This is a genomic window from Streptomyces sp. NPDC007896 (genome assembly GCF_042959425.1).
Taxonomy (GTDB): Bacteria; Actinomycetota; Actinomycetes; order Streptomycetales; family Streptomycetaceae; genus Streptomyces.
Map to the genome: position 1 here is coordinate 49,020 of NZ_JBIBKX010000025.1, position 26,020 is coordinate 75,039.

A 26,020-nucleotide genomic window follows, 5' to 3' on the forward strand; every position below is an offset into this window, starting at 1 on the left:
GAGTAGGGGGTGCCCCCAGCGGCGTTGTCGTCGGTTGCCGACTCCCCCGAGCTCTCGGCTTCGCTCGAGCAGGGGGGACCCCCATCGCGTCGACGCCCTCCTCCGCCTTGCAGCTGGACGCACCAGACCCCGCTCACCTGCGCTTATGAGGCGCCCGTACTTTCCTTCGACCTGATCCGCCGGACAGGCCCTAGGGCCGGCCCGAACTCCATCACCCATGTCCGCCCCTGGTCGGGCCTTCTGCCGGTCAGCGGACGATGTCGCTCGCCAGCTCCCACAGGCGCTCGGCGTTCGCCGGGTCCAGCGCGTAGGGGGCCACGCCGGGGACGCCCCACTGGGTGGGTCGGGTGCGGACGCGAGGCGCTTCGTTGACGTCCTCGAAATAGCGGCCGCCGACGCCTTCGACCAGCGGGGAAGCGGCGAGGAACACGGTGGTCGCGGCGCCCTGCTCGATCGTCTTGCGGTACGGCTCGGGGGTCCGCAGGCCTCCGGTGTGCCGCTGGAGGTTGGTGGCGATCGCGCCGGGGTGCAGGGCGTTGGCCGTGATGCCGTCGCCGGACCAGAGGCGCTGCGCCTCGACGGCCAGGAGGATGGCGGCGGTCTTGGACTGGCCGTAGGCGAGGAGCGCGTCGTACGGGCGGAAGCGGAAGTCGATGTCGTCGAAGACGACGGGAGAGAAGAGATGGCCGCTGGAGGAGACCGAGACCAGGCGCGCGCCGTCGCCTTCGGCGAGGGCGCGATGCAGCCCCAGGGTCAGGGCGAAGTGCCCCAGGTAGTTGGTGGCGAACTGCTGCTCGTGGCCGCCGATGCCCCGCTCGAGTGCCGGCGGCATCATGATGCCGGCGTTGTTGATCAGGATGTGCAGCGGCCCCTGCCAGCGGGCGGTGAGCGCCCGCACCGATTCCAGGTCGGCCACGTCCAGGCGGGCGACGTGGATCGCGTCGTTCCCGGTGGCCTTGCGCAGGTCGGCCGCGACCTGCTCGCCGGCTTCCGGACGGCGGACGGCGAGCGTGACCTCGGCGCCGCCTGCCGCCAGAGCGCGGGCGGTCTCGACTCCGATGCCCGAGCCCGCGCCCGTGACGATCGCCCGCCTGCCTGACAGGTCGACGCCTTCGATCACCTCCGAGGCGGTGCTGTCGCGGCCGAGCGGGGTCGTGAAGAGCTGGGACATGTGATGCGTTCCTCCGGTCGTTCGAACTGCGCCGTCATACTGCGCCGACCCCTGGGGGACGAACCAGGACCGGGCGAGACTGGGACTGACAGGGCCACCCATGAACCCGGAACGCGTTCGTACGCTGGAACCATGACAGCCGCCTCGGACGCCAACGCACTGGGCCGGTATCTGCGCGCCCGCAGGGAACTGGTCCAGCCCGACGAAGCCCGGGACCAGGGCAACCGGCGGCGTGTCCCGGGGCTGCGCCGCGAGGAGGTCGCCTTCCTCGCGGGCATCAGCTCCGACTACTACAACCGCTTGGAGCAGGGCCGCGACAGGAACCCCTCGGAGCAGGTCCTGCGCAGCATCGCCCGGGCCCTGCGACTGGACGAGGAGGCGACGACCTACCTGCTGGAGATCGCCACACGCAAGAGCCCGCGGCGCAAACAGCCCCGCAAGCCGGAGCAGGTCGGCGACGGCATGCGCACGCTCATCGACTCCTGGCCACTCACCCCGGCGTACATCCACGGCACATACATGGACGTCCTGGCCGCCAACAGCCTCGCCATAGCGCTCTCACCGTTCAACGCGCCGGGACACAACGGCATTCTGGCCGCGTTCCTGGAACCCGAGATGCGGGAACTCCATCAGGACTGGGAAGACATGACCGCCCGGGTCGTCCCGTACCTGCGCTCGGTGGTCGGCGCGGACATCGAGGACCCGCGCCTTGTCGAGATCGTCGGAGAGCTCTCCCTGCGCAGCGAGCGCTTCCGTACTCTCTGGGCCCGGCAGGACGTCAAGCACAAGACCACGGGCACCAGCCTGCTTCGTCACCCCCAGGCCGGCCCGCTGGAACTGCACTACGAAAAGCTGCTGGTCCCGGGCACTGGCGGGCAAACGCTGATCACCTACCACGCACGGCCCGGCAGCGCCTCCGAAGAACGCCTGCGTCTGCTGGCCAGCATGAACGCCCCTGACCATGTCGGCGGTACACGGCCCTCGAACGACCAGACCCGAATGCCCGGACGCACCATGCCCTGATGTGCACCCCGGACATCGGCGACTGTGCATCCCGGACATCGGCGACCGGTCCGGTCGCCGACGCACGCGCCCTTCTTCCTCACGCTGGGTGAGCCGACTGCCACCTCGCGCGGTCAGTCTCCGTGGGGTCAGCCCTCCGCGCGGGCGGGCAGTCGCCATCCCGGGCGCGGGAAGTGGCAGGTGTAGCCATCGGGGTAACGCTCCAGGTAGTCCTGGTGCTCGGGCTCGGCCTCCCAGAAGGGGCCGACCGGCTCGACCTCGGTGACGACCTTGCCCGGCCACAGTCCGGAGGCGTCCACGTCCGCGATGGTGTCCTCGGCGATCCGCTTCTGCTCGTCGTCCACGTAGTAGATCGCCGAGCGGTAGCTGAGACCGATGTCGTTGCCCTGGCGGTTCTTGGTGCTCGGGTCGTGGATCTGGAAGAAGAACTCCAAGATCGCGCGGAAGTCGGTCTTCTCGGGGTCGAAAAGGATCTCGATGGCCTCCGCGTGGGTGCCGTGGTTACGGTACGTCGCGTTCGGCACGTCACCCCCGGTGTATCCGACCCGGGTCGCTGTCACGCCCGGGAGCCGGCGGATCAGGTCCTCCATCCCCCAGAAGCATCCGCCCGCCAGTACGGCCCTCTGCGTCTGCGCTGCCATGTCGGCCCCTCCAATGTCTGTCGCCTCGGTCACTCGGGCTGCTCGGCTCGCACACCGGCGGCATCCCATGCCCGCTGGCTTCATCAGCGCGTGAGGGTTCCAAACAATTCCGTGTCCGCCCGCCTCGTCGGCGATCAGCCGGGGACGGGGCACCGCCGGGGCCTGCGGAAACCGTCCCGGGGGTGGTGTCTACGTCACCGCGAGATCCAGTTTTTAAGTTAATTAGCAATTAATATTGACAGGCTTGAGGGGCCTGGGCACAGTTTCCGCCGTGGCACCGACGCCCAGGTACGACCGGAGCGGGGTGCCCCGTACCCCCAACTCTCGGGAGAATTCAGTGACTTCGCATCGTGCAGGGATGGCGCGACCGCGGCGGACCGTGGTGGCGCTCGGTGCCGTGGTGCTGGTCGGGTCGGTGGTTCCGGCGGCACACGCCGCGGACGACCAGGGCGCGCCGCAGTACTACGACAGCGGCCTCGCCCCCACGCCGTACATGGGATGGAACACCTACTACGGGCTCGGCGCGCCGACGGAGGACCAGGTCAAGAAGGTCGCCGACTATCTCGTCAGCAGCGGGCTGCGCGACAGCGGCTACAACATCGTCTGGCTGGACGGCGGTTGGCAGGCGGACCAGCCGCGCGACCCGGAGACGGGCCGGCTCGTGGCCAACCCCACGCGCTTCCCCTCCGGCGTCCCCGCGCTGGTGACGTACCTTCACAAGCGCGGCCTCAAGGCGGGCATCTACACCGACGCGGGTGAGTACGACGGCGGGAAGTGGTGCGGCCTGGGCAGTCGCGGCCACTACGAGCAGGACGCCCGCCAGTTCGCCGGGTGGAAGGTCGACGCCATCAAGGTGGACTTCCTCTGCGGCATCGGCGCGGGGCTCGACCCGGGCCCCGCCTTCAAGGAGTTCAGCGACGCCGTAGCCAAGTCCGGGCGGAAGATGCTGCTCAACCTGTGCAACCCGCTCACCGACGACTGGGGCATGCCGCACACCCCCGAGCAGGACGCACACAACACCTTCGTCTACGGTCCGACGACAGCCGACTCCTGGCGCACCGGCACCGACATCGCCTGGGGCACCCCGACCGCGGGGGAGTGGCCGAACATCCTGCGCAACATGGATGCCAACGCCTGGCACCCCGAGGCCCAGGGGCCCGGGCACTGGAACGACCCCGACTACCTCATCCCGATGCGCAAGCTCGCCGAGGGTGGCTACGAGCTGACGGCGGAGGAGTCCACCACGCAGTTCGTGATGTGGGCCGAGATGGCCTCACCCCTCGTGCTCGGCAGTGACCCGCGCACCCTGCCGCAGTCGATGATCGACACCCTGCGCAACCCCGAGATCATTGCCGTCGACCAGGACCCGCTGGGCATTCAGGGTGCCCGGGTGGCGACGGACTCGGCCGGGGACGTCTACAGCAAGGTGCTGAGCGGCGCGGGCAAGCGGGCGGTCGTCCTGCTCAACCGTTCCGACCAGGCGCAGGACCGCACAGTGACCTTCGCGGACGCCGGCCTCGCGGGCAAGGTCGCGGTGCGCGACCTGCGGGCCCGTGCCTCGCGTGGCACCTTCACCGGCTCGTACACGGTGCGCGTCCCCGCGCACGGCACGGCCTTCCTCAAGCTGACCGGCACTGACGAGGCTCCCGGCGCGCAGCTTCCCGGCCGCTCGTCGGCGAGCCCGGCCCTGGTGCGCAACGGCGACACGCTCACCGTCTTCACCCGCGGCACGGACGGCGCGCTGCGCGCGCAGACCGCGCGCGGCGGTGACTGGTCCACGTCCCGGACCACCACCGATCTCGGCGGTCCGACACACGGCCGCATCCTGGGCCAGCCCGCGGCGTACGCCTCGGCCGGCGGACGGATCGACGTCTTCGTGCGCGGCACCGACGACACCGCCTACCGGCGCGTGTACGCGAACGGGCGCTGGGGGCGTTGGCAGAGCCTCGGCGGGACGCTGACGGACGCGCCGACCGCGGCCTTCGGGGGACCGGACGGCTGGACCCTGTTCGCGCGCGGCGCGGACGGCAGTGTGTGGTCGCGCGGCCCGGCCTCCGGCTGGACCTCGCTCGGCGCCCCGCAGAGCCGGCCGGTCTACGGGCGTCCGTCGGCCGTCGTCGACGACGCCGGGCGGCTGCACGTCGCCGTGCGTACCTCTGACGACTCGGTGTGGTCACGCATCCGAGACACCTCCGGCACCTGGTCGGACTGGACGGCCCTCGGCGGCACGACCAGTGGCAGCCCGACCCTGGTGGCCTCCGGCGGCACCGTCCACCTGTACGCGCGGGCCGGGGACTACACGCTCTGGACGCGCCGTTGGACCGCCGACGGCGGCTGGGCCGGCTGGAGCAAGGACACCGACTTCGTCAGCGGTGCCTTCGACGGCGCGCTCGGCGCCGTAGCCGGGCCGGACGGTGGCGTGCTGGCCGCCTACCGCGGGGTGGACGGCCGCGTCCACCAGACCGAGCTCTGAGCTCGGCGCGCTCGCTCCGCCCCACCTCTCACCACCCGGCACCAACAGGTGTGCCTCCTGGCTTTGTTCGGCCCGGAGGCACACCCTCCAAGAAATAAATTAGTAATTAATCTTGACGGTGCCCGGACCCCTGCGACAGGCTGTGCCTGCCGCAGGGGGAGCCGGGCCGTCAGGGGGCCTCAGTTCCGTTCCGTGGGCACTTAGGGAGTACATAGATGACCGCCTTCAACGCCAACCGCCGCAGATTCCTCGTAGGAGCCGGCGCTGTCGGCGCCGGCGCGCTGCTCAGCAGCTGCGTCACCCAGAGCCCGTCCGCCTCCGGAGGAAAGTCCGGCGGCCCGGTGACCCTGCAGTCCAACCTCTCCTCTCCGCAGGCCAAGACCGCGATGCAGGCGGTCGTCGCCGCCTTCGACAAGCGCGGCGACGCCAGGGCCCAGCTCAACACGGTCGCGTCGGAGACGTTCCGCACGCAGCTGCCGACCTACCTCACCTCGGCCAACCCGCCGGACGCCTACACCTGGTACCCCGGCTCCGTCGCCGAGTCGTACGCCAAGAAGGACCTGCTCCTCGGCCTCGACGACATATGGGAGAAGCCCGAGCTCGCCGGCTACTCCGACGCGCTGAAGAAGCTGTGCACCTCGGCCTCCAGCGGCAAGAAGGTCTTCGTGCCCACCAGCTACTACTGGTGGGGCGTGTTCTACCGGAAGTCGAACTTCGCCAAGTGGGGCGTCAAGGAGCCCAAGACCTGGAACGAGTTCCTCGACCTGTGCGACAAGCTCAAGAGCAAGGGCGTCGCCCCGATCGGCCTCGGCGCCGGCGGCGACACCCCGTGGGTGGCCTCCACCTGGTTCGACTACCTCAACATCCGCATCAACGGCGCCGCGTACCACCGCGAACTCCTGGCGGGCAAGCACCGCTTCGACGACCCCGAGGTCCGCAAGGTCTTCGACAAGTGGGACGAGGCCCGCCCGTTCTTCGACCCCAACGGCACGGCCATCCCCTTCCAGGACGCCACGACCTCGCTCCTCCAGGGCCGCACCGGCATGATGCTCATCGGTACCTTCTTCGCCGACGCCGCCCCCAAGGACGCCCTGGGTGACCTGGACTTCTTCCAGTTCCCCATCATCGACCCGAAGGTGCCGGTCGCCGAGGAGGCGCCCACGGACGGCTACTTCGCCAGCGCCCGCACCAAGCGCGCCGACGGCGTCAAGGAGCTGCTGCGCTACCTGGCCTCCGCCGAGGCACAGGAGCTGTACCTCAAGAACTCCTCCGGCACCGCGCTGCCCACGCACCCGGACGCCAAGGACGCCGGCACCCCGCTGGTCCTCAAGGGCCGCAAACTCATCGCAAGCGCCACCGACGTGACGCAGTTCTTCAACCGGGACTCCAGCGACGCGCTCCAGCCGACCGCCGACACGGCGCTCGTGCACTACCTGGCCAAGCCCAAGGAGATCGGCTCCATCCTCACCACGTGGCAGCGCAGCGCACAGAAGATCTGGAGCCAGTGACAATGGCTTTGATCGGCTCCACACGACGGTCCAGGGCCACGCGGGTGCCCCCGGTGGTCCTGGCCTTCGTCCTCGTCCCGCTGCTCGCCGAGGCGTTCTGGGTCTTCTGGCCGGCCCTCCAGGGTTTCTACCTCTCCCTGACCTCATGGGACGGTCTGTCGGCCCCGAAGTTCGTCGGCCTCGGCAACTTCAGCGAGATGGTGCACGACGAGGTCTTCCGCACCGCCGCGATCAACACGGTGCTGTGGCTGCTGCTCTTCGGCGGGCTCTCCGCCGCCCTCGGGCTCGGTGCCGCGCTGCTGCTCCAGCAGGAGCGGCGCGGCATCGGGTTCTACCGGGCGGCGCTCTTCCTCCCGGTGGTCTTCTCACTGGTCGCGACCGCGCTGGTGTGGCAGGCCATGTACCAGCCGGACGGCCTGATCAACAACGTGCTGCAAGCGATCGGTCTGGGCGGCTGGAAGCATGCCTGGCTCGCCGACCAGGACACCGCCTTCTACGCGGTGATCGTGCCCGCGCTGTGGCGCCAGGTCGGCTACGTGATGGTGCTGTACCTGGCCGGCCTCAAGGGCATCGACCCCGTGCTCTACGAGGCGGCGAAGGTCGACGGCGCCACCCGCCTGCAGCAGTTCCGGCACATCACCCTGCCGCAGCTGCGCAGCGTCAACGCGGTCGTCCTGTCGGTGATCGTCATCGACTCGCTGCGCTCGTTCGACGTGGTGTGGGCGCTCACCCGCGGCGGCCCGTACCACTCCTCCGAACTGCTGAGCACCTACATGTACTCCACCGCGTTCCAGTCTCTGCGCCTGGGATACGGCTCCGCACTCGCCGTCGTCATCTTCGTGCTGGCCTTCGGCGTCATCGCGAGCTACCTCGTGCGCGCCTTCCGGGAGGCCGACTCATGACCGCCACCCACGCCACCGCGCACGCCAAGGACTCCGAGGGCCCGGCAGGCGAGCTCCGCCCCGCCAAGGCCGCGGAACCCCGCCGCCCCGCCCTGAGCGGCCGCGCCCTGCGTACCGCCGGCTTCCACCTCTCCGCGGGCCTGCTGTCCGCGCTGTGGCTGCTGCCGATCGCCCTCGTCCTGGTCACCAGCACCCGGACGTTCGACGACATCGCCGCGCACGGCGTCGGCAGCTGGCCGCACTCGTTCACCTTCGACAGCTTCCGGCAGGCGTGGGTGGACGGCGGCCAGCAGCGCGCCCTCATCAACAGCATGCTGGTCACCATCCCCACCGTGCTGCTCTCGCTCGGCCTCGCCTCCATGGCGGCCTTCGCGCTCAGCCGCTACGACCTGCCCTTCCGGCGCGTCCTACTGCTGCTCATGCTCGGCGGCAACCTGCTGCCCCCGCAGATCCTGCTGATCCCGGTCTCCAAGCTCAGCGAACTGCTCGGCATCTACGACCAGCTGTACGCCCTGATCGGCGTACAGGTCGGCTTCGGCGTCGGCTTCTACGTCTTCGTCCTGCACGGCTTCATGCGGGCGATCCCCAGCGAGATCCAGCAGGCCGCCGTCATCGACGGCGCGAACCCGTGGCAGATCTACTGGCGGGTCATCCTGCCGCTGGCCCGCCCGGCGCTGGCCGCGCTGACCGCCCTGTCGTTCACCTGGATCTTCAACGACCTGCTGTGGGCCATCACGGTGCTGCGCACCGACACCCAGATGCCCATCACCGCCTCCCTCATCGGGCTGCAGGGCCAGTACGTGTCCATGTGGAACGTCATCGCGGCCGGCTCGGTGATCGCCGCCGCCCCGACGGTGGCCGTCTTCCTCCGCTTCCAGCGCCACTTCGTGGCCGGACTGAACCTCGGAGCCGTCAAGTGACCGTGCACGACCGGTGGCTGCTGCGCACCGACACCACCACCTACGCAGTCACCCTCGGCGGCGACGACCGCTGGGCCGAACTCGCCGACTGGGGGCCGCACGGTGTCGAGGACGGGCCGTCGCCCATGGACTGGTCGCGGCGCACCCACTTCATCGTCCCCGCCGACGCCGCCCCGGCCGAGTACATCCCGTACGGGCTGCGGCCGTTCACCGGCGCCGACCTGGTCGCCTCCCGCCCCGGCGGCGACCGCGGCAGCTGGTGGCGATTCACCGGCGCCACGCAGGACGGCGACCGGGCGCTGCGCCTGGAGTTCGCCGACGACGTCCTCGGGCTGCGCACGACACTCCGCTACGAGACGGTGCCCGGCACGGACGTCGTCCTGCGCTGGACGGAGCTGACCTGCACCGGCGAGACCGAGGTACGCCTGGAGCGCTTCGACTCCGCCGCCGTCAACGTGCCCGTCCAGGGCGGCGCGCGGCTGACGTACCTGGCCGGACAGTGGTCGCAGGAGTTCCAGCTGAAGCACATGGAGCTGGAGCGCGGCCGCTTCGAGATGGAGAGCACCCAGGGCTCGGCCGGGCACGCGTACCACCCCTGGCTCGCGGTCCAGGACGCCGCCGCCCCCGCCGAGGGCGCCACCCCCACGTACGGCATCGCCCTGGAGTGGTCCGGCAACTGGCGGATCACCGCCGACGCCGAGCCCGGCGGCGCCGTACGGGTGCGCGCCGGCCGCGTGCCGCACGAGGGCGCGGTCCGCCTCGCCCCCGGCGCCACCCTCGTCACACCCCGGCTGGCCTGCGCCTTCAGCCCGGACGGGCTCGACGGACTGGCCCGCGTCTGGCACCGCTACGAGCGGCACCTCACCGGCGAGCGCATCCACCGGCAGCGCAAGGTCCTCTACAACTCCTGGGAGGCGACCGGCTTCGACGTCGACGCCGCAGGACAGCTGGAGCTCGCCAAGACGGCCGCGGACCTGGGCGCCGAACTCTTCGTCGTCGACGACGGCTGGTTCACCGGGCGCCCCGACGACACCGGCGGCCTCGGCGACTGGGACCCGGACCCGGCCGAATTCCCCGGCGGGTTCGACCGGTTCGTCGAGGACATCCGCGCCCTCGGCATGGACTTCGGCCTCTGGGTGGAGCCGGAGGGCATCAGCCCCCGCTCCAGGCTCTACGCCGAGCACCCCGAGTGGGTGTACCGGATCGAGGGCCGACCGGCGAGGCTCGTACGCAACCAGCTTCTGCTCGACCTCGGCCGCGAGGACGTCCAGGAGTTCGTCATCGCCACCCTCGACCGGCTGCTCGGCTCGTACGCCATCAGCTACCTCAAGTGGGACATGAACCGGCCACCCACCGAGCGTGGCCGCCCCGGTCACCCCGCCGGTCCCGACCCCGAGCTCCAGGACCTCGACGCCGCCCATGTCGCCGGCTACCTGCGCGTCCTGGAGCACCTGCGCACCGCCCACCCGCACGTCACCGTCGAGGGCTGCGCCGGCGGGGGCGCCCGCGTCGAGCACGCCACCCTCGCCCGCACCGACGTCATGTGGCCCAGCGACAACACCGCACCCATGGACCGGCTGCGCATCCAGTACGGCTACCTCCACGCACACGCCCCGCACACCATGAGTTCCTGGGTCACCGACGCCCCCGGCGTCTTCGACCCGCGCCCCCGCTCCCTCGCCTTCCGGTTCGTCAACTCCATCGCCGGAGTCCTGGGCATCGGCGCCGACATACGCCACTGGACGCCGCAGCAGCACGCCGAGGCCACCGAGTGGATCGCCCGCTACAAGGAGATTCGCGACATCGTCCACCACGGCGAGGTGAGCCTGCTCGGCAGCCCCGCCGACCCGACCTGCGGCATCCAGTACGAGGAACCGGGCGGTGCCCGCCTGGTGGTGACGGCCTGGAACACCGGACCGCTCGACGGCGCGCCCCTGGTGCCCGGCCGGGCCGCCCGGCTCCGACTGCGCGGTCTGAGGCCGGAGGCCGGCTACACCGACACCGCCACCGGCACCCGCTACAGCGGCGCGTACCTGCTCCACTCGGGGCTGCCGTTCGCCTGGACCGCCGGACACGACGCGGAGCTGACCGTGCTGGCCCGGCAGTGACGACCACGGAAGAATCCGCACCGCCTCTCGAACATCTGCATTCCACCTCCCCCTCGAAAAGGAGACGACCCACCTCATGAACCCAGCCGCCCGCTTCACCAACCGCGTCGCCGTCGTCACCGGCGCCGCGTCGGGCATCGGCGCGGCCACCGCGGCACGCCTCGCCGCGGAGGGCGCGGCCGTCGTCCTCGTCGACATCGCCGCCGAACGCGGCGAGGAAACCGCCGAGCGCCTGCGCAAGGACGGGGCCCGGACCCACTTCGTCGCCGCCGACGTCGCGAGCGAGGACGACTGGCAGCGGGTGATCACCGCCGCCCACACCTTCGGGCCCGTGGGAGTTCTGGTCAGCAACGCGTACACAGTGACGGTCGCACCGGCCCACGAGACCAGCCTCGCCTCCTGGGAACGGCAGCTCTCGGTCAACCTCACCGGCGCCTTCCTAGGCTTCAGGGCGACACTGCCCGACCTGCGCGAGCACCAGGGGGCCGTGGTGCTCGTCTCCTCCGTCCACGCCCACCGGGGGATCCCCGGTCACCCGGCGTACGCGGCGAGCAAGGGAGCGCTGCTGTCGCTGTGCGGTCAGCTCGCCGTCGAGTACGGCCCCGAGGTCCGCGTCAACGCCGTGCTGCCGGGACCGATCCTGACCGCCGCCTGGGACCGGGTCCCGCAGGCCGAGCGCGAGGTCAGCGTCGCCGAGACCGCGGCCCGCCGCTTCGGCACCCCCGAGGAGGCCGCCGCCGCCGTCGCCTTCCTCGCCGCCGACGAGGCTTCCTACATCACCGGATCAAGCCTGCTCGTGGACGGCGGCTGGAGCGTCACCAAGGCCTCCGCCTGACGGAACCGACCGCTCCAGCCACCGACCGACCAGCCAGAAAGGCAAACACATGACGCCATACGCGCGCCGCGGAGTGCACGGCCAGACCGTGGAGACACTTGCCCGCCGGGTGCTCAGCGGCGAGATCCCCGAGGGAGCGACGCTCGACATGGCGGCCCTGCAGAGCGAACTCGACGTCAGCCTGACGGCCCTGCGCGAATCGCTCAAGGTGCTCGCGGCCAAGGGCATGGTCGACGCCCGGCAGAAGCGCGGCACGTTCGTCCGGCCACGCTCCGACTGGAACCTGCTCGACGCCGACGTGCTGCGCTGGCAGTTCTCCGAGAACAACGGCACCGGCGCCGACCTCGCGCTGCTCCGCAACCTCGGCGAGGTCCGCGGCATCATCGAACCCGCCGCCGTGCGGCTGGCCGCGGCCCGCCGCACCGACTCCGACCTCGAGGCACTGGAGGCGGCACTGACCGCAATGGGCCAGGAGGGCGGCGCGAGCGACGCCGTCGAGGCCGACCTCGCCTTCCACCGGGCGCTGCTCGCGGCCACGCACAACGAACTGCTGGAACGTATGGAGATGGTCATCGAGTCGGGTCTCGCCCAGCGCGACCGGCTCGTGCACAGCGCCCCCCACAGCGAGGACCCGGTCCCCAGCCACCGAGCCGTCCTCGACGCCGTGCGCGACCGGGACCCCGACGGCGCGGAACACGCCATGCGTGCCCTGCTCGACCAGGCGACGCGCGACCTCGACAAGCTCAGCGGTCCGTCCACGCCCGCGGGCGAGGACGGCTCCGCCGATGAGAAGGACGGCCAGGCACAGTGAAGATCGCGCGCGTCGAGACCTTTCTCGTCCCGCCCCGGTGGCTGTTCTGCCGCATCGAGACCGACGACGGCGTCGTCGGCTGGGGCGAACCGGTGGTGGAGGGCCGGGCCGAGGTGGTCCGCTCAGCCGTCGAGGTGCTGGCGGAGTACCTGGTGGGCCAGGACCCGCTGCGCATCCAGGACCACTGGCAGGTGCTGAGCAAGGGCGGCTTCTACCGGGGCGGCCCGGTCCTCTCCAGCGCCGTCGCCGGCATCGACCAGGCCCTGTGGGACATCGCCGGCCGCGCCCTCGGGGTGCCGGTGCACACCCTGCTCGGGGGCCCGGTCCGCGACACCGTCCGGGTGTACGCCTGGGTCGGCGGCGACGAACCCGAGCGGCTCAAGGAAGAGGTCACCGCCCAGGTGGAGGCCGGCTTCACCGCCGTCAAGATGAACGCCGCCGGGCGCACCCCGCCGATCGGCACCCCCGCCGAGACGGCTGCCGTCGTCGAGCGCGTGGCGGCCGCCCGCGAGGCCCTGGGCCCGCACCGCGACGTCGCCGTCGACTTCCACGGCCGCTTCAGCGCCGCCAACGCGCGGCGCGTGCTCCACGAGATGGCCCCGCTGCACCCGCTGTTCGTCGAGGAACCCGTCCTGCCCGAGCAGGCACACCTGCTGCCCGGGCTGGTCGCCGCCTCGTCCGTGCCGCTGGCCACCGGCGAACGGCTGTACGGGCGGGCCGACTTCCTCCCGGTGCTGACCGCGGGCGTCGCCGTCGCCCAGCCGGACCTGTCGCACGCCGGAGGGATATCGGAGGTCACCCGGATCGCCTCGCTCGCCGAGACCTTCGGGGCTCACCTGGCGCCGCACTGCCCGCTCGGTCCCATCGCGCTGGCAGCCAGCCTCCAGGTCGCCTTCGCCACGCCCAACTTCCTGATCCAGGAGCAGAGTCGGGGCATCCACTACAACAAGGACGCCGACCTGCTGTCCTACCTGGTCGACACCGAGCCCTTCCGCTTCGTCGACGGCCAGGCGCACCGCACCGGAGGGCCCGGACTCGGCATCGCCGTCGACGAGGACGCGGTCCGCGCGGCAGACCGGTCCGGCCACGCCTGGCGCAACCCCGTCTGGCGGCACGCCGACGGCTCCTTCGCCGAATGGTGAGCGCCACGCGGCTGCCCGTCCACGTCACCACCGACCCGGACCACGGCGGACGCTGGACGTCGCTGACCGCGGGCGGCCGCGAGTGGCTGTGGCACCGCGACGAGCCCCGCCGCCGCGTGGTCCGGCCCGGTGACCCATTCGCCGACGCCGGCGGTCTGGAGGAGTGCGTGCCCACCGTGCGCGGGCTGCCCGACCACGGGGACACCTGGTCGCGGCCCTGGCGGAGGGCGGGGGAGGAGGACGTCGCGGAGTGCCCCGACTTCCGCCTGACCCGGCGCATCGGCGAGCGAGGGGACGCGCTCGTCGCCGACTACACGCTCGCCGCCGAGCCCGGCTACCGCTTCGTGTGGGCCGCCCACGCCCTGCTGGACCTCTCCCCGGCCGCCCGGATCGGCGTCGTCGGACCGGCGGTGACCCGGCTCTACCCGGACGAGGGCGACCGCTGGGTCGCCGGCAACTGGCCCAGCGTCGACGGCGTACCGCTGGACCGCATCGGCCCGGACGACGGGAGCGCCGTCGGAGCGGTCGTCCTCACCTCCCGGGTGTCCGTGCACGACGGCGCAGACACGCTGCACCTGTCCGTCGAGGCCGACGGGCAACCGGTCGCGGTCGCCCTCTGGCGCAACCTCGGCGGCTTCCCCCAGGGCGCGCCGTACCGCTCGATCGGCGTCGAGCCGATGCTCGGCCGCGTCTTCGACCGCGCCGCGGCGGACGCCGGCGACACCGCCGTCGTGCCGCCGACCGGGGAGGTCACCTGGCGGCTCACCGTCACCGCGACCCGCCGCACCTGAACCCTCATCACCAGAAGGGATGTCGGATGAACCTGCTCGCCGCGCTACGCGCCCACCGGCTCCTCGCCATCGTCCGCGGCAGCGACCCGGACGCCGCGCTGACCACCGTGCTCACCCTCGCAGAGGAGGGCGTCACCCTCATCGAGGTCTCCCTCTCCGGGCGCGACGCACTCGACGTCATCGCCCGGGCCCGCGCCGCGCTCGGCCCCGACGCCACACTCGGCGCCGGAACCGTGCTCGGCTCAGACGACGCCCGAGCCGCCCAGAAGGCCGGCGCCGCCTTCCTCGTCACCCCGGGGGTCAGCGACGGCATCGCCACCGGGCGGGAACTCGAACTCCCCGTGCTCGCCGGCGTGATGACCCCCACCGACATCCTCCAGGCACAGCGGCTCGGCGCCGACGCCCTCAAGCTCTTCCCGGCAGGCAGCGCCGGGGGCCCCGGATATCTGCGGGACCTGCGCGGACCCTTCCCGGACCTGCCCTTCGTACCCGTCGGGGGAGTGGACGCGGCGGCAGCCGCCGACTACCTGCGCGAGGGAGCCATAGCCGTCGGCGTCGGATCGCCCCTGATCGGCGACGCCGCCGAGGGCGGCGACCTCACCGCCCTGCGCGAGCGCGCCCGCGCCTTCCTGGACGTCGTCCGCGCGGACGCCCGCCCGTGACCGCCCCCGCGGTCCTGGGGACCGACCGCCTCGAACTGGGCGAGGGCATCCGCTGGACGGACGGCCGCGCCGTGCTGACCGACATCCTCACCGGCCGACTGCTCGCCGTGCCCGAAGGACCCGACACGCCGCTCGCCCCGATCACCCGACTGCCCTGCCCACTGGGTGCCGTCGCACCGGTGGAGGGGCAACCCGGCCACTGGATCGCGGCGGCGGGCCCCGGCATCTGCCGCATCGACCCCACGGGCCACGCCGACTGGATCGCGCGCCCCGAAGAGGGCGCACCCGTGCCGATGCGGATGAACGACGGCGCCGCCGACCCGCACGGCCGCTTCTGGGCGGGCAGCATGGCGTACGAGGCCACCGAGGACGCGGGCTCCCTGTACCGCCTGGACCGCGACGGGCGCGTCACCCGCGTCCTGCGGGACGTCACGATCCCCAACGGCCCGGCCTTCAGCGCCGACGGCACCGTCATGTACCTCGCCGACAGCGCCCGGGGCGTCATCCGCCGCTACCCGGTCGACCCCGTGAGCGGCGACCCGGGCACCCCCGAACCCTTCGTCACCCTCGGCTCCGGCAGCCCCGACGGCATGACCACCGACATCGAAGGCTGCCTGTGGACCGCCGTCTGGGGCACCGGGCAGGTCCACCGCTACCGCCCCGACGGCAGCCTCGACCGGATCGTCGACCTTCCCGCCGGGCAGCCCGCAGGACTCTGCCTCGGCGGCCCCGACGGACGTACGCTCCTCGTCACCAGCGCGCACATCGGCCTGCCCGTTCCGGGCCCCCTCGACGGAGCCGTCTTCGCGGTCCGGGTGGACGTTCCCGGCGCCCCGGCCGCCCCGTACCGCCCTGCGTTCCCGTCCGCTCCGGCCCCGGCGGATCGCGCCGGCACTCCCTAGGAAGCCCACCATGAGCACCCACTGGCCACTGCGCCCCGGCCCCGTGGTCTGCGTCGGCGAGACCATGGCCGCCCTCGCCCCCGACCCCCTCGGGCCGTTGGACGGCGCCGACCTGCTGCGTGTCGACATCGCGGGCGCCGAGTCGAACGTCGCCCTCTACCTCGCCGACCACGGCGTCCCCGCCCGCTGGGTCTCCGCGGTCGGCGACGACCCCTTCGGCCGCCGCGTCCGCGCCCGGATCGCCGCGGGCGGCGTCGACGTGAGCGGCGTCCGCACCGACCCGCGGCGGCCCACCGGACTGCTGCTCAAGGACCCGAGCCCGGGCGGGCACGGCACCCGCGTCCGCTACCACCGCGCCGGATCCGCCGCCTCGGCCCTCACCCCCGACGTGCTCGACGACCCGGCGGTGGCGGGCGCCGCGCTCGTCCACCTCAGCGGCATCACCCCCGCCCTGTCGCCCGGCTGCCGCGCCCTCGTCGAACGCGCGCTGCGCCCCGACCGCCCGTGGCCCGTCAGCTTCGACGTCAACCACCGCCCCGCGCTGTGGGACGGCCGGTCCGCCGCCGACGTGCTGCGGCCGCTCGCGGACCAGGCCGACATCGTGCTCGTCGGCCTCGACGAGGCCCAGGCCCTGTGGGGGGACGGGATCACCCACGCCGAACAGGTCCGTGACCTCCTGTCCGGCCCGCGCGTCCTCGTCGTGAAGGACGGGGACCGCGCCGCCACCGCCTTTGTGGGGGCCGCGGCCCACAGCGTGCCCGCCCTGACCGTGCGCGTCGCCGAGCCGGTCGGCGCCGGCGATGCCTTCGCCGCGGGATTCCTCAGCGGCCTGCTGCGGCAGCTGCCTGTGGACCGCGCCCTGCGGCTGGGCCATCTGACCGCGGCCTCGGCCCTGAGGGTCGCCGCCGACCACGGCCCGTTGCCGGACCCCGCCCTCGTCGCGGCGCTCCTGGACGCCGACGAGGAGACCTGGCGGGGCGCCGTGATCGACTGAGTCCCCCGGAGGGGACCGTCCGGGGTGCTTCGAGCGCGGGGCTCAGTGCCGGTTGTCGTTCTGATGTTCCGCAACCGCCGGCACTTCCTCGGCGGTGGATTCCTCTTCGTGGGTCAGGCGGTATGCCACGGCGAGTCCCCAGGGGACACCGAAGACGAGGACGAGGGCGAGGCCGAGAACGAGGGGTGCCGGGTGCGCGGCGCCGAGTGCCAGGCATACGACGGCCACGATGAGGCAGGTGCGGGCCAGCGGCCGGTAGAGCCCGCGTTCCTCACGCCAGACGCGCAGGGAGGCGGCGAGCACCATCGTCGCGCAGAGCACGACGGCCGCGCCGCCGCAGAGTACCCAGGCCGTGGCGGTGGGGGTCCGGCTGTCGTGGGCGTGCTCGACGAGGCCGACCATCGCGGCGCCCATGGCGGCCACCGCGGCCGTGAGCGGCATGTGAACCAGCATCCACTGCACGGTGCTCGCGCGGGTGGGCCGCGGCCGCCGGTGTCCGGCGAAGTCGAAGTACGTCCACCAGGCACCGAAGCCGATGACGACGGCGACGAGCCCGACGGCGAGGGTGAGCGCGTTGGTCGGCTCGTGGGCCAGTCCGTCGACGACGCCGGTCACGGTCTCGCCGAGCACGATGATGATGAACAGCCCGAACCGTTCGGTGAGCGCGTCGGTCACGCTGAGCGCGACAGCCTGGACCGGAGTGGCCGTACCGATCATGACCGCGAACCCCGCCAGGTAGGCGACGGCCAAAAGGCCCCACGTCAGCACGCGGACGTCCGCGGGCAGGGCGGCGCTCGCGGCCAGGACGACCGCGCAGGCTGCCGTCCCGGTCACGAACAGCCTGCTGGGGCGGCGGAATTCGGGGCTGTCACCGCGTGCGGCGAGCAGCCAGAGCACCGCCAGCACCGCGAACAGCACCCCCGCGGTCACGGCGAACGCGACTCCGCGTGCGCCGCCTGCCTCGGGGATGAACGCGCCCAGCGGGACGAGCACGAGGATCTGCAGCAGGAACATGCTCCGGCCGCGGGCATCCTCGCGCCCGTGCAGTTCGTGGTGGAGGGTGCCGTTGAACCAGGCGATCCACACCAGCGCGAACACCGCGGCGAACAGACCCAGACCGTGCCCGTCGAGGTCCCCGGCCAAGTGATGGGCGGCCTGGGCGACCAGCACGACCACGACCAGGTCGTAGAACAGTTCGAGCGGACCGACCACGCGCTCGCGCGGCTGCTCGCCATGCGCGCGCGGAGGCTGCCACAGCTGACGGCGCAGCCGGGTCCACTGCTCGTGTCGTGAGGTCATGTCGGCAGCGTAGAGCTCTAGCGGACGAGCGCTTCGGACACCGCCCAGAGCCGGGCGGCGTTCTCCGGGTCCAGGGCGTACGGTGCGACGCCGGCGACGGCACCGGCTCGCTCGGTGACCTGCTCGGACTGCGCACAGTCCTCGAAATAGCGGCCGGTGATGCCCTCCACCGTCGGTGAGGCCGCCAACAGCACCGAGGTCGCGGCGCCCTGCTCCACGGTCTTCTGCGGTGGCAGTGCGAGTTCGCCCGAGGCGATGAAGTCGGCCACCTGCTGCATGTCCATGTGCCGGGCCAGGGACGTGTCCGCGATGTTGCCCGGCATCAGCGCGTTGGCGGTGATGCCGTCGTCGGCCCACCGCTCGGCGGCACCGACGGCGAACAGGACGTTGGCGGTCTTCGACTGCCCGTAGGAGGTCCAGGGGTCGTACGGGCGGAAGCGGTAGTCCAGGTCGTCGAAGACGACCGGGGAGAAGAGGTGTCCGATCGAGGCGACCGAGACGATCCGTGCGCCGTCAGCCGCCGCGAGTGCCGGGTGGAGGCCGACGGCGAGGGCGAAGTGGCCCAGGTGGTTGACGGCGAACTGCGTTTCCCGGCCGTCAGGTGTGCGGATGAGTTCCGGCGGGGCCATCACTCCGGCGTTGTTGACCAGGATGTGCAACGGGCCGTGCCAGGCCGCCACGAACGCCGCGACCGTCGACCGGTCGGCCAGGTCGAGCCGCCCGACTGTCAACTGGCCCGACTTGGGCGGCAGTTCGGCTTCCAGCCGTGCCACCACGCGGGCACCCGCGTCGGTGTCCCGCACGGCCAGGGTGACGTCGGCGCCCGCCGCGGCGAGCGCCCGGGCCGTCTCCACCCCGATTCCGGAACTGGCCCCGGTCACCACGGCCCGGCGGCCGTGCAGGTCGACACCATCGATTACCTCGGCGGCGGTGGTACTTGCCCCGAACATGTGGGGCGTCTGAGGCACGGACATGAGGTGAGTCTCCTGATGTGAATGACTTGAGTTGCTTGAGTTGCTTGAGTTGCTTAGTGGCTTGAGAAGTGCGAGGGCCGCGGTGGGTGTGGCTCACTTGCCGATCGTGGTCGGCGCCTCGCCGACAGGGGCCCACGCGTGCGTGTCGCCCACCGACGTGACACGGCCGAACACGTTGTCCGTGAAGTGCCCGGCGGCGATCACGGTGTCCGGCCGCTGGAGCACCTGGTCGCGCACCGCTCGCGCCTGGTCCGGAGCGACGTCGGAGGAGAACACCAGATCGGGGTCGCCGACCTGAGCCGGGGAGTGAAGGACGTCTCCCACGATGTACGCCGATTCGGTGCTGCCACCCGACGGATCCCGCACGACGATCGCCAGGTGTCCGGGCGTGTGCCCGGGTGTGGCCTCGACGGTCACGCCGGGCGCGATGCTGTCGCCGCTCCCGACGAACTCGACGACGCCGTCGAGCGGCTTGAGCACTGCCTCGGCGTCCGGTCCGCCCATGGTCGCCGTCCTGGTCGACCAGTACTGCCACTCGTCCTCCGACATGAGATGGCGTGCCCGGGCGAAGGTGAGGCGCGTGGGTGAGTCCGTCGTGGGCGCGTTCGGGAGCGGCGCGACATCGCTGGTCCAGCCGACGTGATCGAGGTGCAGATGGGTGTACACCACCGTGTCGATGTCGTCGGCGGACAGTCCTTCCTCGGCGAGGTTCCGCAGAAGCGAACCGCCTTTGAGTTGAGCGACGCCGGGTACGTCCACGTCGATCTTCCCTACGGCCAGATCCACGAGAATCCTCTGGTCCCCTGCGCGTATCAGGAAGGAGCCGAACGAGAGGATGAGCTGCCCGTCTTCGAGGAACCCGGGGTGCGTCGTCCAGTCCACGCCCGGGAACAGGACGTCTGGATTGTGCGCGCCGAAACCGTCGGGGAGATAGGTGATCGTCGTTCCGCCGATGGTGATGCGGGACCGTACGGCCGGCTGGGGCATGGGGGGCCTTTCGAGACGTGGGGGCTTGGGAATTGCGTGGGGGAGGGGCGGGGGTCTTCTGGCCCCGCGATGGGATTTTGTGAGGCGCCGGGCGGCGCCTCAGCCGTTGAGCGTCCCCATCAGCTCGGGTGCGTAGCGGTCGCCGGTGACCACGCCGTGCGGGGCGACCGCCTCGATCGCGGCGATGTCGTCGGCGCTGAGAGTCACCTCGGTCGCGGCGACGTTCTCCTCCAGGTAGCGGCGGCGCTTGGTGCCGGGAATGGCGATCGCGCCCTGATGCTGGACCCAGGCGAGCGCCAGCTGGGAGGGTGTGACGTTCTTGTCGGCCGCGATGCGACGGACCTCGCGGACGACGTCCAGGTTGCGGTCGAAGTTCTCGCCCTGGAACCGGGGGTCGGTCCGGCGCCAGTCGTCCTCGGCGAAGTCGTCGGGGCTGGTGATCGCACCGGACAGGAAGCCGCGCCCCAGCGGGGAGTAGGCGACCAGGCCGATCCCGAGCTCCCGCAGGGTCTCGAAGACGCCGTTGTGCTCGATGCCGCGCTCGAAGAGGGAGTACTCGGTCTGGACGGCGGCGAGCGGGTGGACGGCGTGGGCACGCCGGATGGTCTGCGCGGAGGCCTCGCTCAGGCCGATGTGGCCGACCTTGCCCTCGGCGACCAGCTCGGCCAGCGCCCCGACGGTCTCCTCGATGGGCACGTTGGGGTCGATGCGGTGCAGGTAGTACAGGTCGACGTGGTCGGTGCCCAGGTGCCGCAGCGAGCGTTCGAGGGCCCGGCGGACGTACTCGGGCCGGCCGTTGAGGCCGAGCGCGCGGCCGTCGTCGGTGATCTCGACGCCGGTCTTGGTGGCGACCACGGCGACACCCCGGCGCCCCGCAAGCGCCTTGCCGAGAAGCTGCTCATTGATGAAGGGGCCGTAACTCTCGGCGGTGTCCAGCAGAGTGACACCGAGTTCCAGCGCGCGGTCGATGGTGGCCAGCGACTCGGCCTCGTCGGTGGCGCCGTAGAACGCGCTCATACCCATGCAGCCGAGGCCTTGGGCTCCGACGGTCAGGCCCTGGCTGCCCAGTGCGCGGTGTTCCATGAGGGTTCCTCTCCGTAACTAACTGGATAGATACATCACCGTAGGCCCGCAGGGTCGCCCGTGTCAATAACTAGATAGTTACTTGCTAGGGTGACGCGTATGCCACGGGACTCCAGCGCCACCAAGGCCCGGCTGCTCGACGCCGCCTTCGCCGAATTCGCCGCCTACGGCATCGCCGGTGCCCGAGTGGACCGCATCGCGGAAGCCGCGGGGGCGAACAAGCGACTGATCTATGCCTACTTCGGCAACAAGGAGCAGTTGTTCGACGAGGTGTTGCGACGGGCGATGACGGCGGGAGCGGAGTCGGTGCCGTTCGACGTCGAGGACCTGCCCGGATACGCGGGCGCGATCTTCGACCACCTTGTCGCCCGGCCGGACCTGATGCGCCTACGCCTATGGAAACTGCTGGAGCGCCCCTCCGCCACCGGACTCGAACCGGACGCCTTCGGGCGCAAAGCGACCGAAGTGGCCGATGCGCAGCAGCGTGGCGAGCTCGCCCCGGGGATGGAGCCCGCCGATCTCCTGATCATGGTTCTCGCAGCGGCCCAGGCGTGGTTCTGGGCCGCCGAGGACGTCGGTCCGGAGGAGGTCAGCCGGTCCTGGTCGCCGCAGCGGCTGGCCGCGCACCGCTCGGCAGTCGTCGAGGCCGCCCGCCGGATGAGCGAGCCGAAGGCCGCCGGCGAGTAGCGGCCTCAGGGGCACGCATGCCCGGCGTGCTCATGGGGCACGCACGCCCGGCGTACGGAGGGTCTGCCTCTCTCAAGACGGGAACGTGCCTCGCCCTCGGCCGTTTCCGCTGACCCGTGCTCATGCGAGCTGTGTACCAACGGCAGTCGCGGCCTCGCCGATCCCGCGGGGGCGGCCTGCGCCGGGAGATCAACGGCACCTCCGGCGATTCCCTGCTCCGTGAGCGAGGAAGGCACCGGCTCGGACGTCGGGCAGATCGCAGACCCGCCCCGGCCCAGTCGTCTCATCGTCTGTCCACCTCGGGCGGCGGGGCGATCTGCCGCTTGAGGATCTTGCCGGTCGGTCCCTTCGGCAGCGCGTCCGTGATCCATACCTTTCGCGGATACTTGTAGGCGGCGACCTGATGCTTGACGTATTCACGCAGTTCCTCGGCTGTCGTGCGGGCGCCCGGCTTGAGAACGACCGCCGCGCCGACCTCCTCACCAAGATCGGAGCTGGGGAGGCCGATGACCGCGGCGTCGGCGACCGCCGGATGCTCGTACAGCACATCTTCGACTTCGCGGGGGTACACGTTGTAGCCGCCCCGAATGATCACGTCCTTCGTCCGTCCGATGATCCAGAAGTACCCGTCCTGGTCGACCCGGCCGATGTCGCCGGTGTGCAACCAACCGTCCCGGATCGCGGCGGCGGTCTCCTCGGGGCGTTGCCAATACCGCTTCATCACGTTGTGCCCGCGGATCGCGATCTCGCCGCTTTCCCCGTGCGGCACCTCCGTGTTGTTGTCGACCACCCGCATCTCGACGCCCCGGATCGGGATGCCGACCGAACCGGGCTTGGGTCCGGCCTGCACGGTGTTGAACGAGGCGACAGGCGAGGTCTCCGACAGTCCGTAGCCTTCGAGCACGACGCAGTCGAACGCGGCCTGGAAGTCGTGCAGCACCTGGACCGGCATCGCCGCGCCGCCGGTGAGGGACAGGCGCAGCCGGGGGACGGGGTAGGCGTCCCGGTCGGGCTGCCGCACCAGCCTGCCGAACACCGTCGGCACCCCGGCGAAGACGGTCACCCCGTGCTCGCCGAGGATTCCCAGTGCCTTCCCGGCGTCGAAGCGCGGCAGCAGCGTGAGGCACGCGCCGGTGGCGACGGCGGCGTTGAGGGTGCAGGTCTGTCCGAACGCGTGGAAGAGTGGCAGCCCGCCGAAGATCACGTCGTCGGCGGTGAGCCGGAGCAGTTCGTTGGCCACGATGTCGCAGTTGCGGGTGAGGTTGCCGTGGGTCAGTTCGGCACCCTTCGGCTGACCGGTCGTTCCCGAGGTGTAGAGAATCACCGCGGTGTCGTCCTCGTGCCGGTCGGCCAGGTCCTCGACGGAGGGGGCGGACGCAAGCAGAGAGTCGAATGCGCCGGGACTGACGACGACCACCTCGGCCTCGGCCTGCTGCGCACCGGTTCGGGCCTCGTCGGCGAAGGTGCGCCAGGCGAACAGGAGCCGGGCGCCCGAGTCGTCGAGGTAGTAGGCGACCTCGCGGGACTTGAGCAGGGGGTTCATCGGGACGACGATGCCGCCGGACCGGAGTACGCCGTAGTACGCGAGGGCGAACTCGGGCACGTTGGGCAGCATGATCGCCACTCGGTCCCCGGGCTTCACGCCACGGTTGTGGAGCAGTCCGGCCATGCGGGCGCTGCCTTGGTCGAGCGTGCGATAGGACACGGCGGCGTCCTCGAGACGGAGCGCGGCGCGATCCGGATGAGTCCGGGCGCTGCTCACCACGTGGGATGCGAGGTTCATGCCAGCTCCTCTCCTCGACTTTCCGGGTCTTTCGGCTTTCTGGGTCTTTCGGCCGCGCAGCCCCAGCGGGATCGGGAGGGATGCCGCGTCGCTCTCGCCCTCGACAGGACGGGGCAGATCTTGTGCCGTCCAGACGACCTTGCCGTCCGCTGTCCGGCGGCAGCCCCACGGCGCGGCAAGGTCATCGCGATGGCGGAGCCGGGGCTGCAGTCAGCGGCCTTGCCAGTGTGGTGAGCGCCTTTCCGCGAAGGCGTGGGCGCCTTCCTGCGCGTCGTGGGACGCCATCACCGGTGCGACGATGCGGTCCTGCTCGACGAAGGCTTCCTGGTCGCTGAACACCCGTCGTTCGTTGACGACGCGTTTGACGGCTGCTACGGCCAGGGGAGCGTTGTGCGCGATGCTGGTGGCCAGTTCCAGGGCCCGTTGCAGAGCCTGGCCCGGTTCGGTGAGGTGGTTGACCAGGCCCAACCGCTCGGCGCGCTCGGCGGGCAGAGGCTCGCCGGTCAGCAGAAGCTCCAGGGCGATGTTGCGCGGGATGCGCTCGGGCAGGCGCACCATGCCCCCTTCGGGCGGCACGATGCCGTAGTGGACCTCGGTCTGCCCGAACGTGGCGTTCCGTGCGGCCACGATCATGTCGCAGGCGAGCGCCATCTCGGTCCCGCCGCCCAGCGCGTAGCCCTCGACGGCGGCGATGAGCGGGGTCCTGATCCGGGCGCGGGTGATGCCGGCGAAGCCCCGTCCTTCGACGATGGGCTTGTCTCCGGCCGCGAAGGCCTTGAGGTCCATGCCGGCGCTGAAGACGCCGCCGGCACCGGTGAGGATGCCGACCAGGAGGTCGTCGCGGGACTCCAGATGGTCGACGGCAGCCGCCAGGGCTCTGGCGGTGGCCCCGTTGATGGCGTTGCGGGCCTGCGGCCGGTCGATCGTGATCACGAAGATGCCGTCGGTTTCCTCAGTTCGTACGGTCGGCGTGTCATTGGCCGTAGTCATGATGATGTTTCCCTTCTTCCGTCGCGCTGCTGAGCTGCTGCTGAGCGTCTGCTGAGCTGTGGCTTCAGACGACGGCGGCCTTGCGCAGCTCCTCGATTCCGGCGGCGTCGAAGCCGAGGTCGTGGAGTACGGACTCGGTGTGTTCGCCCAGATCGGGGGCAGGGCCCGGACGGACCTTCTGTTCCTGGTCCAGTTGGACGGGACTGTCGATGGTCAGGTGCGGGTTGTCGCTGCCGTCGTCGATCGGCACGAACACCCGGTTGGCGAGGAGTTGGGGGTCCTGGGCGCACTCTTCGAGCGTCTGGACGACTCCGTACGTGAGGCCCGCGGCGTCGAGCACCTCGCGCCACTCGGCCAGGGAGCGAGTCGCGAATGTCTTGTCCAGCACGGCGACGATCTCGGCGGCGTGGGCGCGGCGGCTCGGGGTGTCGGCGTAGTGCGGGTTCTCCACTGCCTCGGGATGACCGATGGCCTTGAGGAAGAGCGGGACCTGCTTGTTCTCGTTGGCGAAGCCGAGGACGATCCAGCGGTCGTCCGCCGTGCGGTACATGTTCACGAGTGCGTTGGGCGGGTCGGACCGGTCGATGGGGCGGGGGGGCTTCGCCCCGACCAGTACGGCCTGCAGCCACATGCTCGCCGCCCAGGCTCCTTCGGCGAGCAGCGAGGCCGTCACCCGTGCCCCCTGACCGGTCTTCTCCCGCCGGTACAGCGCGGTCATGATCCCGGCGAACAGGGTGATCGCCGTGCAGTGATCGCCCGATCCGAACGCGTTCGTGGCCGGCGGCACGTCCCTTTGGCGTGTGAGGTCCATCAGGCCGCTGCGCGCCCAGTACGCCGTCACGTCGAAGCCGGGCAGATGCGCATCCGGGCCTTCCTCGCCGAAGCCGGTGACATCGGCGTAGATGAGCCGGGGATTGAGCGGGGCAAGAGCGTCGTAGTCCAGGCCCAGCTTCTCGCGCGTATGCGGCGGGAAGTTGGTGATCAGCACATCGGCCCACCGCACCAGACTCTCGAGCACGGGCCGGGCGCCGGGCGACTTGAGGTTGAGCGCGATGCTGCGCTTGTTGCGGTTGTCCAGCTGCCAGGGGTAGTTGACCCCCTCGACCTGGGGGTTGGGAGGGATGCGGCTGAGCGAACGGTATGCGTCGCCCACGTGAGGTGGTTCCACCTTGACGACGTCGGCGCCGAAGTCACCGAGGACGGTGGCCGCGGCGGGCCCGGCGATGAAGCTCGCGAGATCGACGACGTGCAGTCCCTCCAGGAGGGGCGTGTTGCTCATGACTACTCCTTGTCCTCGGTGGGGTCGCGCGCGGCGCCCGGGGCTGACCCGCTGT

At 71.3% G+C, this 26,020-nt stretch carries 23 protein-coding genes; 14 read left to right on the forward strand and 9 right to left on the reverse strand.

Annotated features, from left to right (window positions below; all coding sequences use genetic code 11):
- Window positions 1–247: 247 nt before the first annotated feature.
- A complete protein-coding gene (locus ACFZDJ_RS48515; RefSeq protein ID WP_391069196.1) occupies window positions 248–1,171 on the reverse strand; it encodes an SDR family NAD(P)-dependent oxidoreductase in 924 nt (307 codons plus the stop codon).
- A 132-nt stretch (window positions 1,172–1,303) separates the two neighbouring features.
- Between ACFZDJ_RS48515 and ACFZDJ_RS48520 the strand changes: the two genes are divergently transcribed.
- A complete protein-coding gene (locus tag ACFZDJ_RS48520; RefSeq protein ID WP_391069199.1) occupies window positions 1,304–2,194 on the forward strand; it encodes a helix-turn-helix domain-containing protein in 891 nt (296 codons plus the stop codon).
- Window positions 2,195–2,322: 128 nt separating this feature from the next.
- On the opposite strand, the gene msrA is transcribed toward ACFZDJ_RS48520, so the two are convergent.
- Window positions 2,323–2,835 carry a peptide-methionine (S)-S-oxide reductase MsrA gene (gene msrA, locus ACFZDJ_RS48525; RefSeq protein ID WP_075029982.1) on the reverse strand — a complete coding sequence of 171 codons (513 nt, stop codon included), beginning with the start codon at window positions 2,833–2,835 and terminating at the stop codon, window positions 2,323–2,325.
- A gap of 358 nt (window positions 2,836–3,193) precedes the next feature.
- Here msrA and ACFZDJ_RS48530 point away from each other — a divergent pair, with 358 nt between their 5' ends.
- The 12 genes from ACFZDJ_RS48530 to ACFZDJ_RS48585 all read left to right on the forward strand — a co-directional run bounded on the left by ACFZDJ_RS48530 (window position 3,194) and on the right by ACFZDJ_RS48585 (window position 16,883).
- Complete coding sequence (locus tag ACFZDJ_RS48530; protein ID WP_391069202.1) at window positions 3,194–5,308, forward strand: glycoside hydrolase family 27 protein; 2,115 nt, start codon at window positions 3,194–3,196, stop codon at window positions 5,306–5,308.
- A gap of 215 nt (window positions 5,309–5,523) precedes the next feature.
- Window positions 5,524–6,816 carry an extracellular solute-binding protein gene (locus tag ACFZDJ_RS48535; protein ID WP_390939653.1) on the forward strand — a complete coding sequence of 431 codons (1,293 nt, stop codon included), beginning with the start codon at window positions 5,524–5,526 and terminating at the stop codon, window positions 6,814–6,816.
- Between the two features lie 2 nt (window positions 6,817–6,818).
- Window positions 6,819–7,718: a carbohydrate ABC transporter permease gene (locus tag ACFZDJ_RS48540; protein ID WP_168504689.1), complete on the forward strand. Its 900-nt coding sequence runs from the start codon at window positions 6,819–6,821 to the stop codon at window positions 7,716–7,718.
- Complete coding sequence (locus tag ACFZDJ_RS48545) at window positions 7,715–8,638, forward strand: ABC transporter permease subunit (RefSeq protein WP_390939655.1); 924 nt, start codon at window positions 7,715–7,717, stop codon at window positions 8,636–8,638. Before ACFZDJ_RS48540 ends, ACFZDJ_RS48545 begins: the two co-directional genes overlap by 4 nt.
- Window positions 8,635–10,746: an alpha-galactosidase gene (locus tag ACFZDJ_RS48550; RefSeq protein ID WP_391069205.1), complete on the forward strand. Its 2,112-nt coding sequence runs from the start codon at window positions 8,635–8,637 to the stop codon at window positions 10,744–10,746. The genes ACFZDJ_RS48545 and ACFZDJ_RS48550 overlap by 4 nt, the downstream gene beginning before the upstream one ends.
- Before the next feature lie 76 nt (window positions 10,747–10,822).
- Entirely contained in the window at window positions 10,823–11,581 is a 759-nt protein-coding gene (locus ACFZDJ_RS48555) for a glucose 1-dehydrogenase (RefSeq protein WP_391069208.1), read from the forward strand.
- A gap of 49 nt (window positions 11,582–11,630) precedes the next feature.
- Window positions 11,631–12,392 carry an FCD domain-containing protein gene (locus ACFZDJ_RS48560; RefSeq protein ID WP_390939661.1) on the forward strand — a complete coding sequence of 254 codons (762 nt, stop codon included), beginning with the start codon at window positions 11,631–11,633 and terminating at the stop codon, window positions 12,390–12,392.
- A complete protein-coding gene (gene dgoD / locus ACFZDJ_RS48565) occupies window positions 12,389–13,534 on the forward strand; it encodes a galactonate dehydratase (RefSeq protein ID WP_384920894.1) in 1,146 nt (381 codons plus the stop codon). Before ACFZDJ_RS48560 ends, dgoD begins: the two co-directional genes overlap by 4 nt.
- Complete coding sequence (locus ACFZDJ_RS48570) at window positions 13,528–14,325, forward strand: hypothetical protein (RefSeq protein WP_390939665.1); 798 nt, start codon at window positions 13,528–13,530, stop codon at window positions 14,323–14,325. The genes dgoD and ACFZDJ_RS48570 overlap by 7 nt, the downstream gene beginning before the upstream one ends.
- Before the next feature lie 26 nt (window positions 14,326–14,351).
- Entirely contained in the window at window positions 14,352–14,987 is a 636-nt protein-coding gene (locus ACFZDJ_RS48575; RefSeq protein WP_391069212.1) for a bifunctional 4-hydroxy-2-oxoglutarate aldolase/2-dehydro-3-deoxy-phosphogluconate aldolase, read from the forward strand.
- Window positions 14,984–15,889 carry an SMP-30/gluconolactonase/LRE family protein gene (locus ACFZDJ_RS48580; RefSeq protein WP_391069215.1) on the forward strand — a complete coding sequence of 302 codons (906 nt, stop codon included), beginning with the start codon at window positions 14,984–14,986 and terminating at the stop codon, window positions 15,887–15,889. The genes ACFZDJ_RS48575 and ACFZDJ_RS48580 overlap by 4 nt, the downstream gene beginning before the upstream one ends.
- A 10-nt stretch (window positions 15,890–15,899) precedes the next feature.
- On the forward strand, window positions 15,900–16,883 hold the full coding sequence (locus ACFZDJ_RS48585) for a PfkB family carbohydrate kinase (protein ID WP_391069218.1): 984 nt from the start codon (window positions 15,900–15,902) through the stop codon (window positions 16,881–16,883).
- Between the two features lie 42 nt (window positions 16,884–16,925).
- Here ACFZDJ_RS48585 and ACFZDJ_RS48590 read toward each other — a convergent pair whose 3' ends face one another.
- From ACFZDJ_RS48590 to ACFZDJ_RS48605, 4 genes are all read right to left on the reverse strand, one after another.
- The gene (locus ACFZDJ_RS48590; protein ID WP_391069221.1) at window positions 16,926–18,182 is read right to left on the reverse strand and encodes a low temperature requirement protein A; all 1,257 of its coding nucleotides are present in this window, start codon (window positions 18,180–18,182) and stop codon (window positions 16,926–16,928) included.
- Between the two features lie 17 nt (window positions 18,183–18,199).
- On the reverse strand, window positions 18,200–19,156 hold the full coding sequence (locus ACFZDJ_RS48595; RefSeq protein ID WP_391069224.1) for an SDR family NAD(P)-dependent oxidoreductase: 957 nt from the start codon (window positions 19,154–19,156) through the stop codon (window positions 18,200–18,202).
- Between the two features lie 93 nt (window positions 19,157–19,249).
- Window positions 19,250–20,143, reverse strand: coding sequence for an MBL fold metallo-hydrolase (locus ACFZDJ_RS48600; RefSeq protein ID WP_391069227.1), 894 nt, complete (start codon window positions 20,141–20,143; stop codon window positions 19,250–19,252).
- Window positions 20,144–20,242: 99 nt separating this feature from the next.
- Complete coding sequence (locus tag ACFZDJ_RS48605) at window positions 20,243–21,226, reverse strand: aldo/keto reductase (protein ID WP_390939679.1); 984 nt, start codon at window positions 21,224–21,226, stop codon at window positions 20,243–20,245.
- Between the two features lie 99 nt (window positions 21,227–21,325).
- On the opposite strand from ACFZDJ_RS48605, the gene ACFZDJ_RS48610 reads away from it, so the two are divergent.
- The gene (locus ACFZDJ_RS48610) at window positions 21,326–21,913 is read left to right on the forward strand and encodes a TetR family transcriptional regulator (protein ID WP_391069229.1); all 588 of its coding nucleotides are present in this window, start codon (window positions 21,326–21,328) and stop codon (window positions 21,911–21,913) included.
- 283 nt (window positions 21,914–22,196) lie between these two features.
- Here the strand turns inward: ACFZDJ_RS48610 and ACFZDJ_RS48615 are convergent, their stop codons facing one another.
- The 3 genes from ACFZDJ_RS48615 to ACFZDJ_RS48625 all read right to left on the reverse strand — a co-directional run bounded on the left by ACFZDJ_RS48615 (window position 22,197) and on the right by ACFZDJ_RS48625 (window position 25,965).
- Window positions 22,197–23,696: a long-chain-fatty-acid--CoA ligase gene (locus tag ACFZDJ_RS48615; RefSeq protein WP_391069232.1), complete on the reverse strand. Its 1,500-nt coding sequence runs from the start codon at window positions 23,694–23,696 to the stop codon at window positions 22,197–22,199.
- 210 nt (window positions 23,697–23,906) lie between these two features.
- The gene (locus tag ACFZDJ_RS48620) at window positions 23,907–24,686 is read right to left on the reverse strand and encodes a crotonase/enoyl-CoA hydratase family protein (RefSeq protein ID WP_391069235.1); all 780 of its coding nucleotides are present in this window, start codon (window positions 24,684–24,686) and stop codon (window positions 23,907–23,909) included.
- 64 nt (window positions 24,687–24,750) lie between these two features.
- Window positions 24,751–25,965: a CoA transferase gene (locus tag ACFZDJ_RS48625; RefSeq protein WP_391069238.1), complete on the reverse strand. Its 1,215-nt coding sequence runs from the start codon at window positions 25,963–25,965 to the stop codon at window positions 24,751–24,753.
- Window positions 25,966–26,020 lie beyond the last annotated feature (55 nt).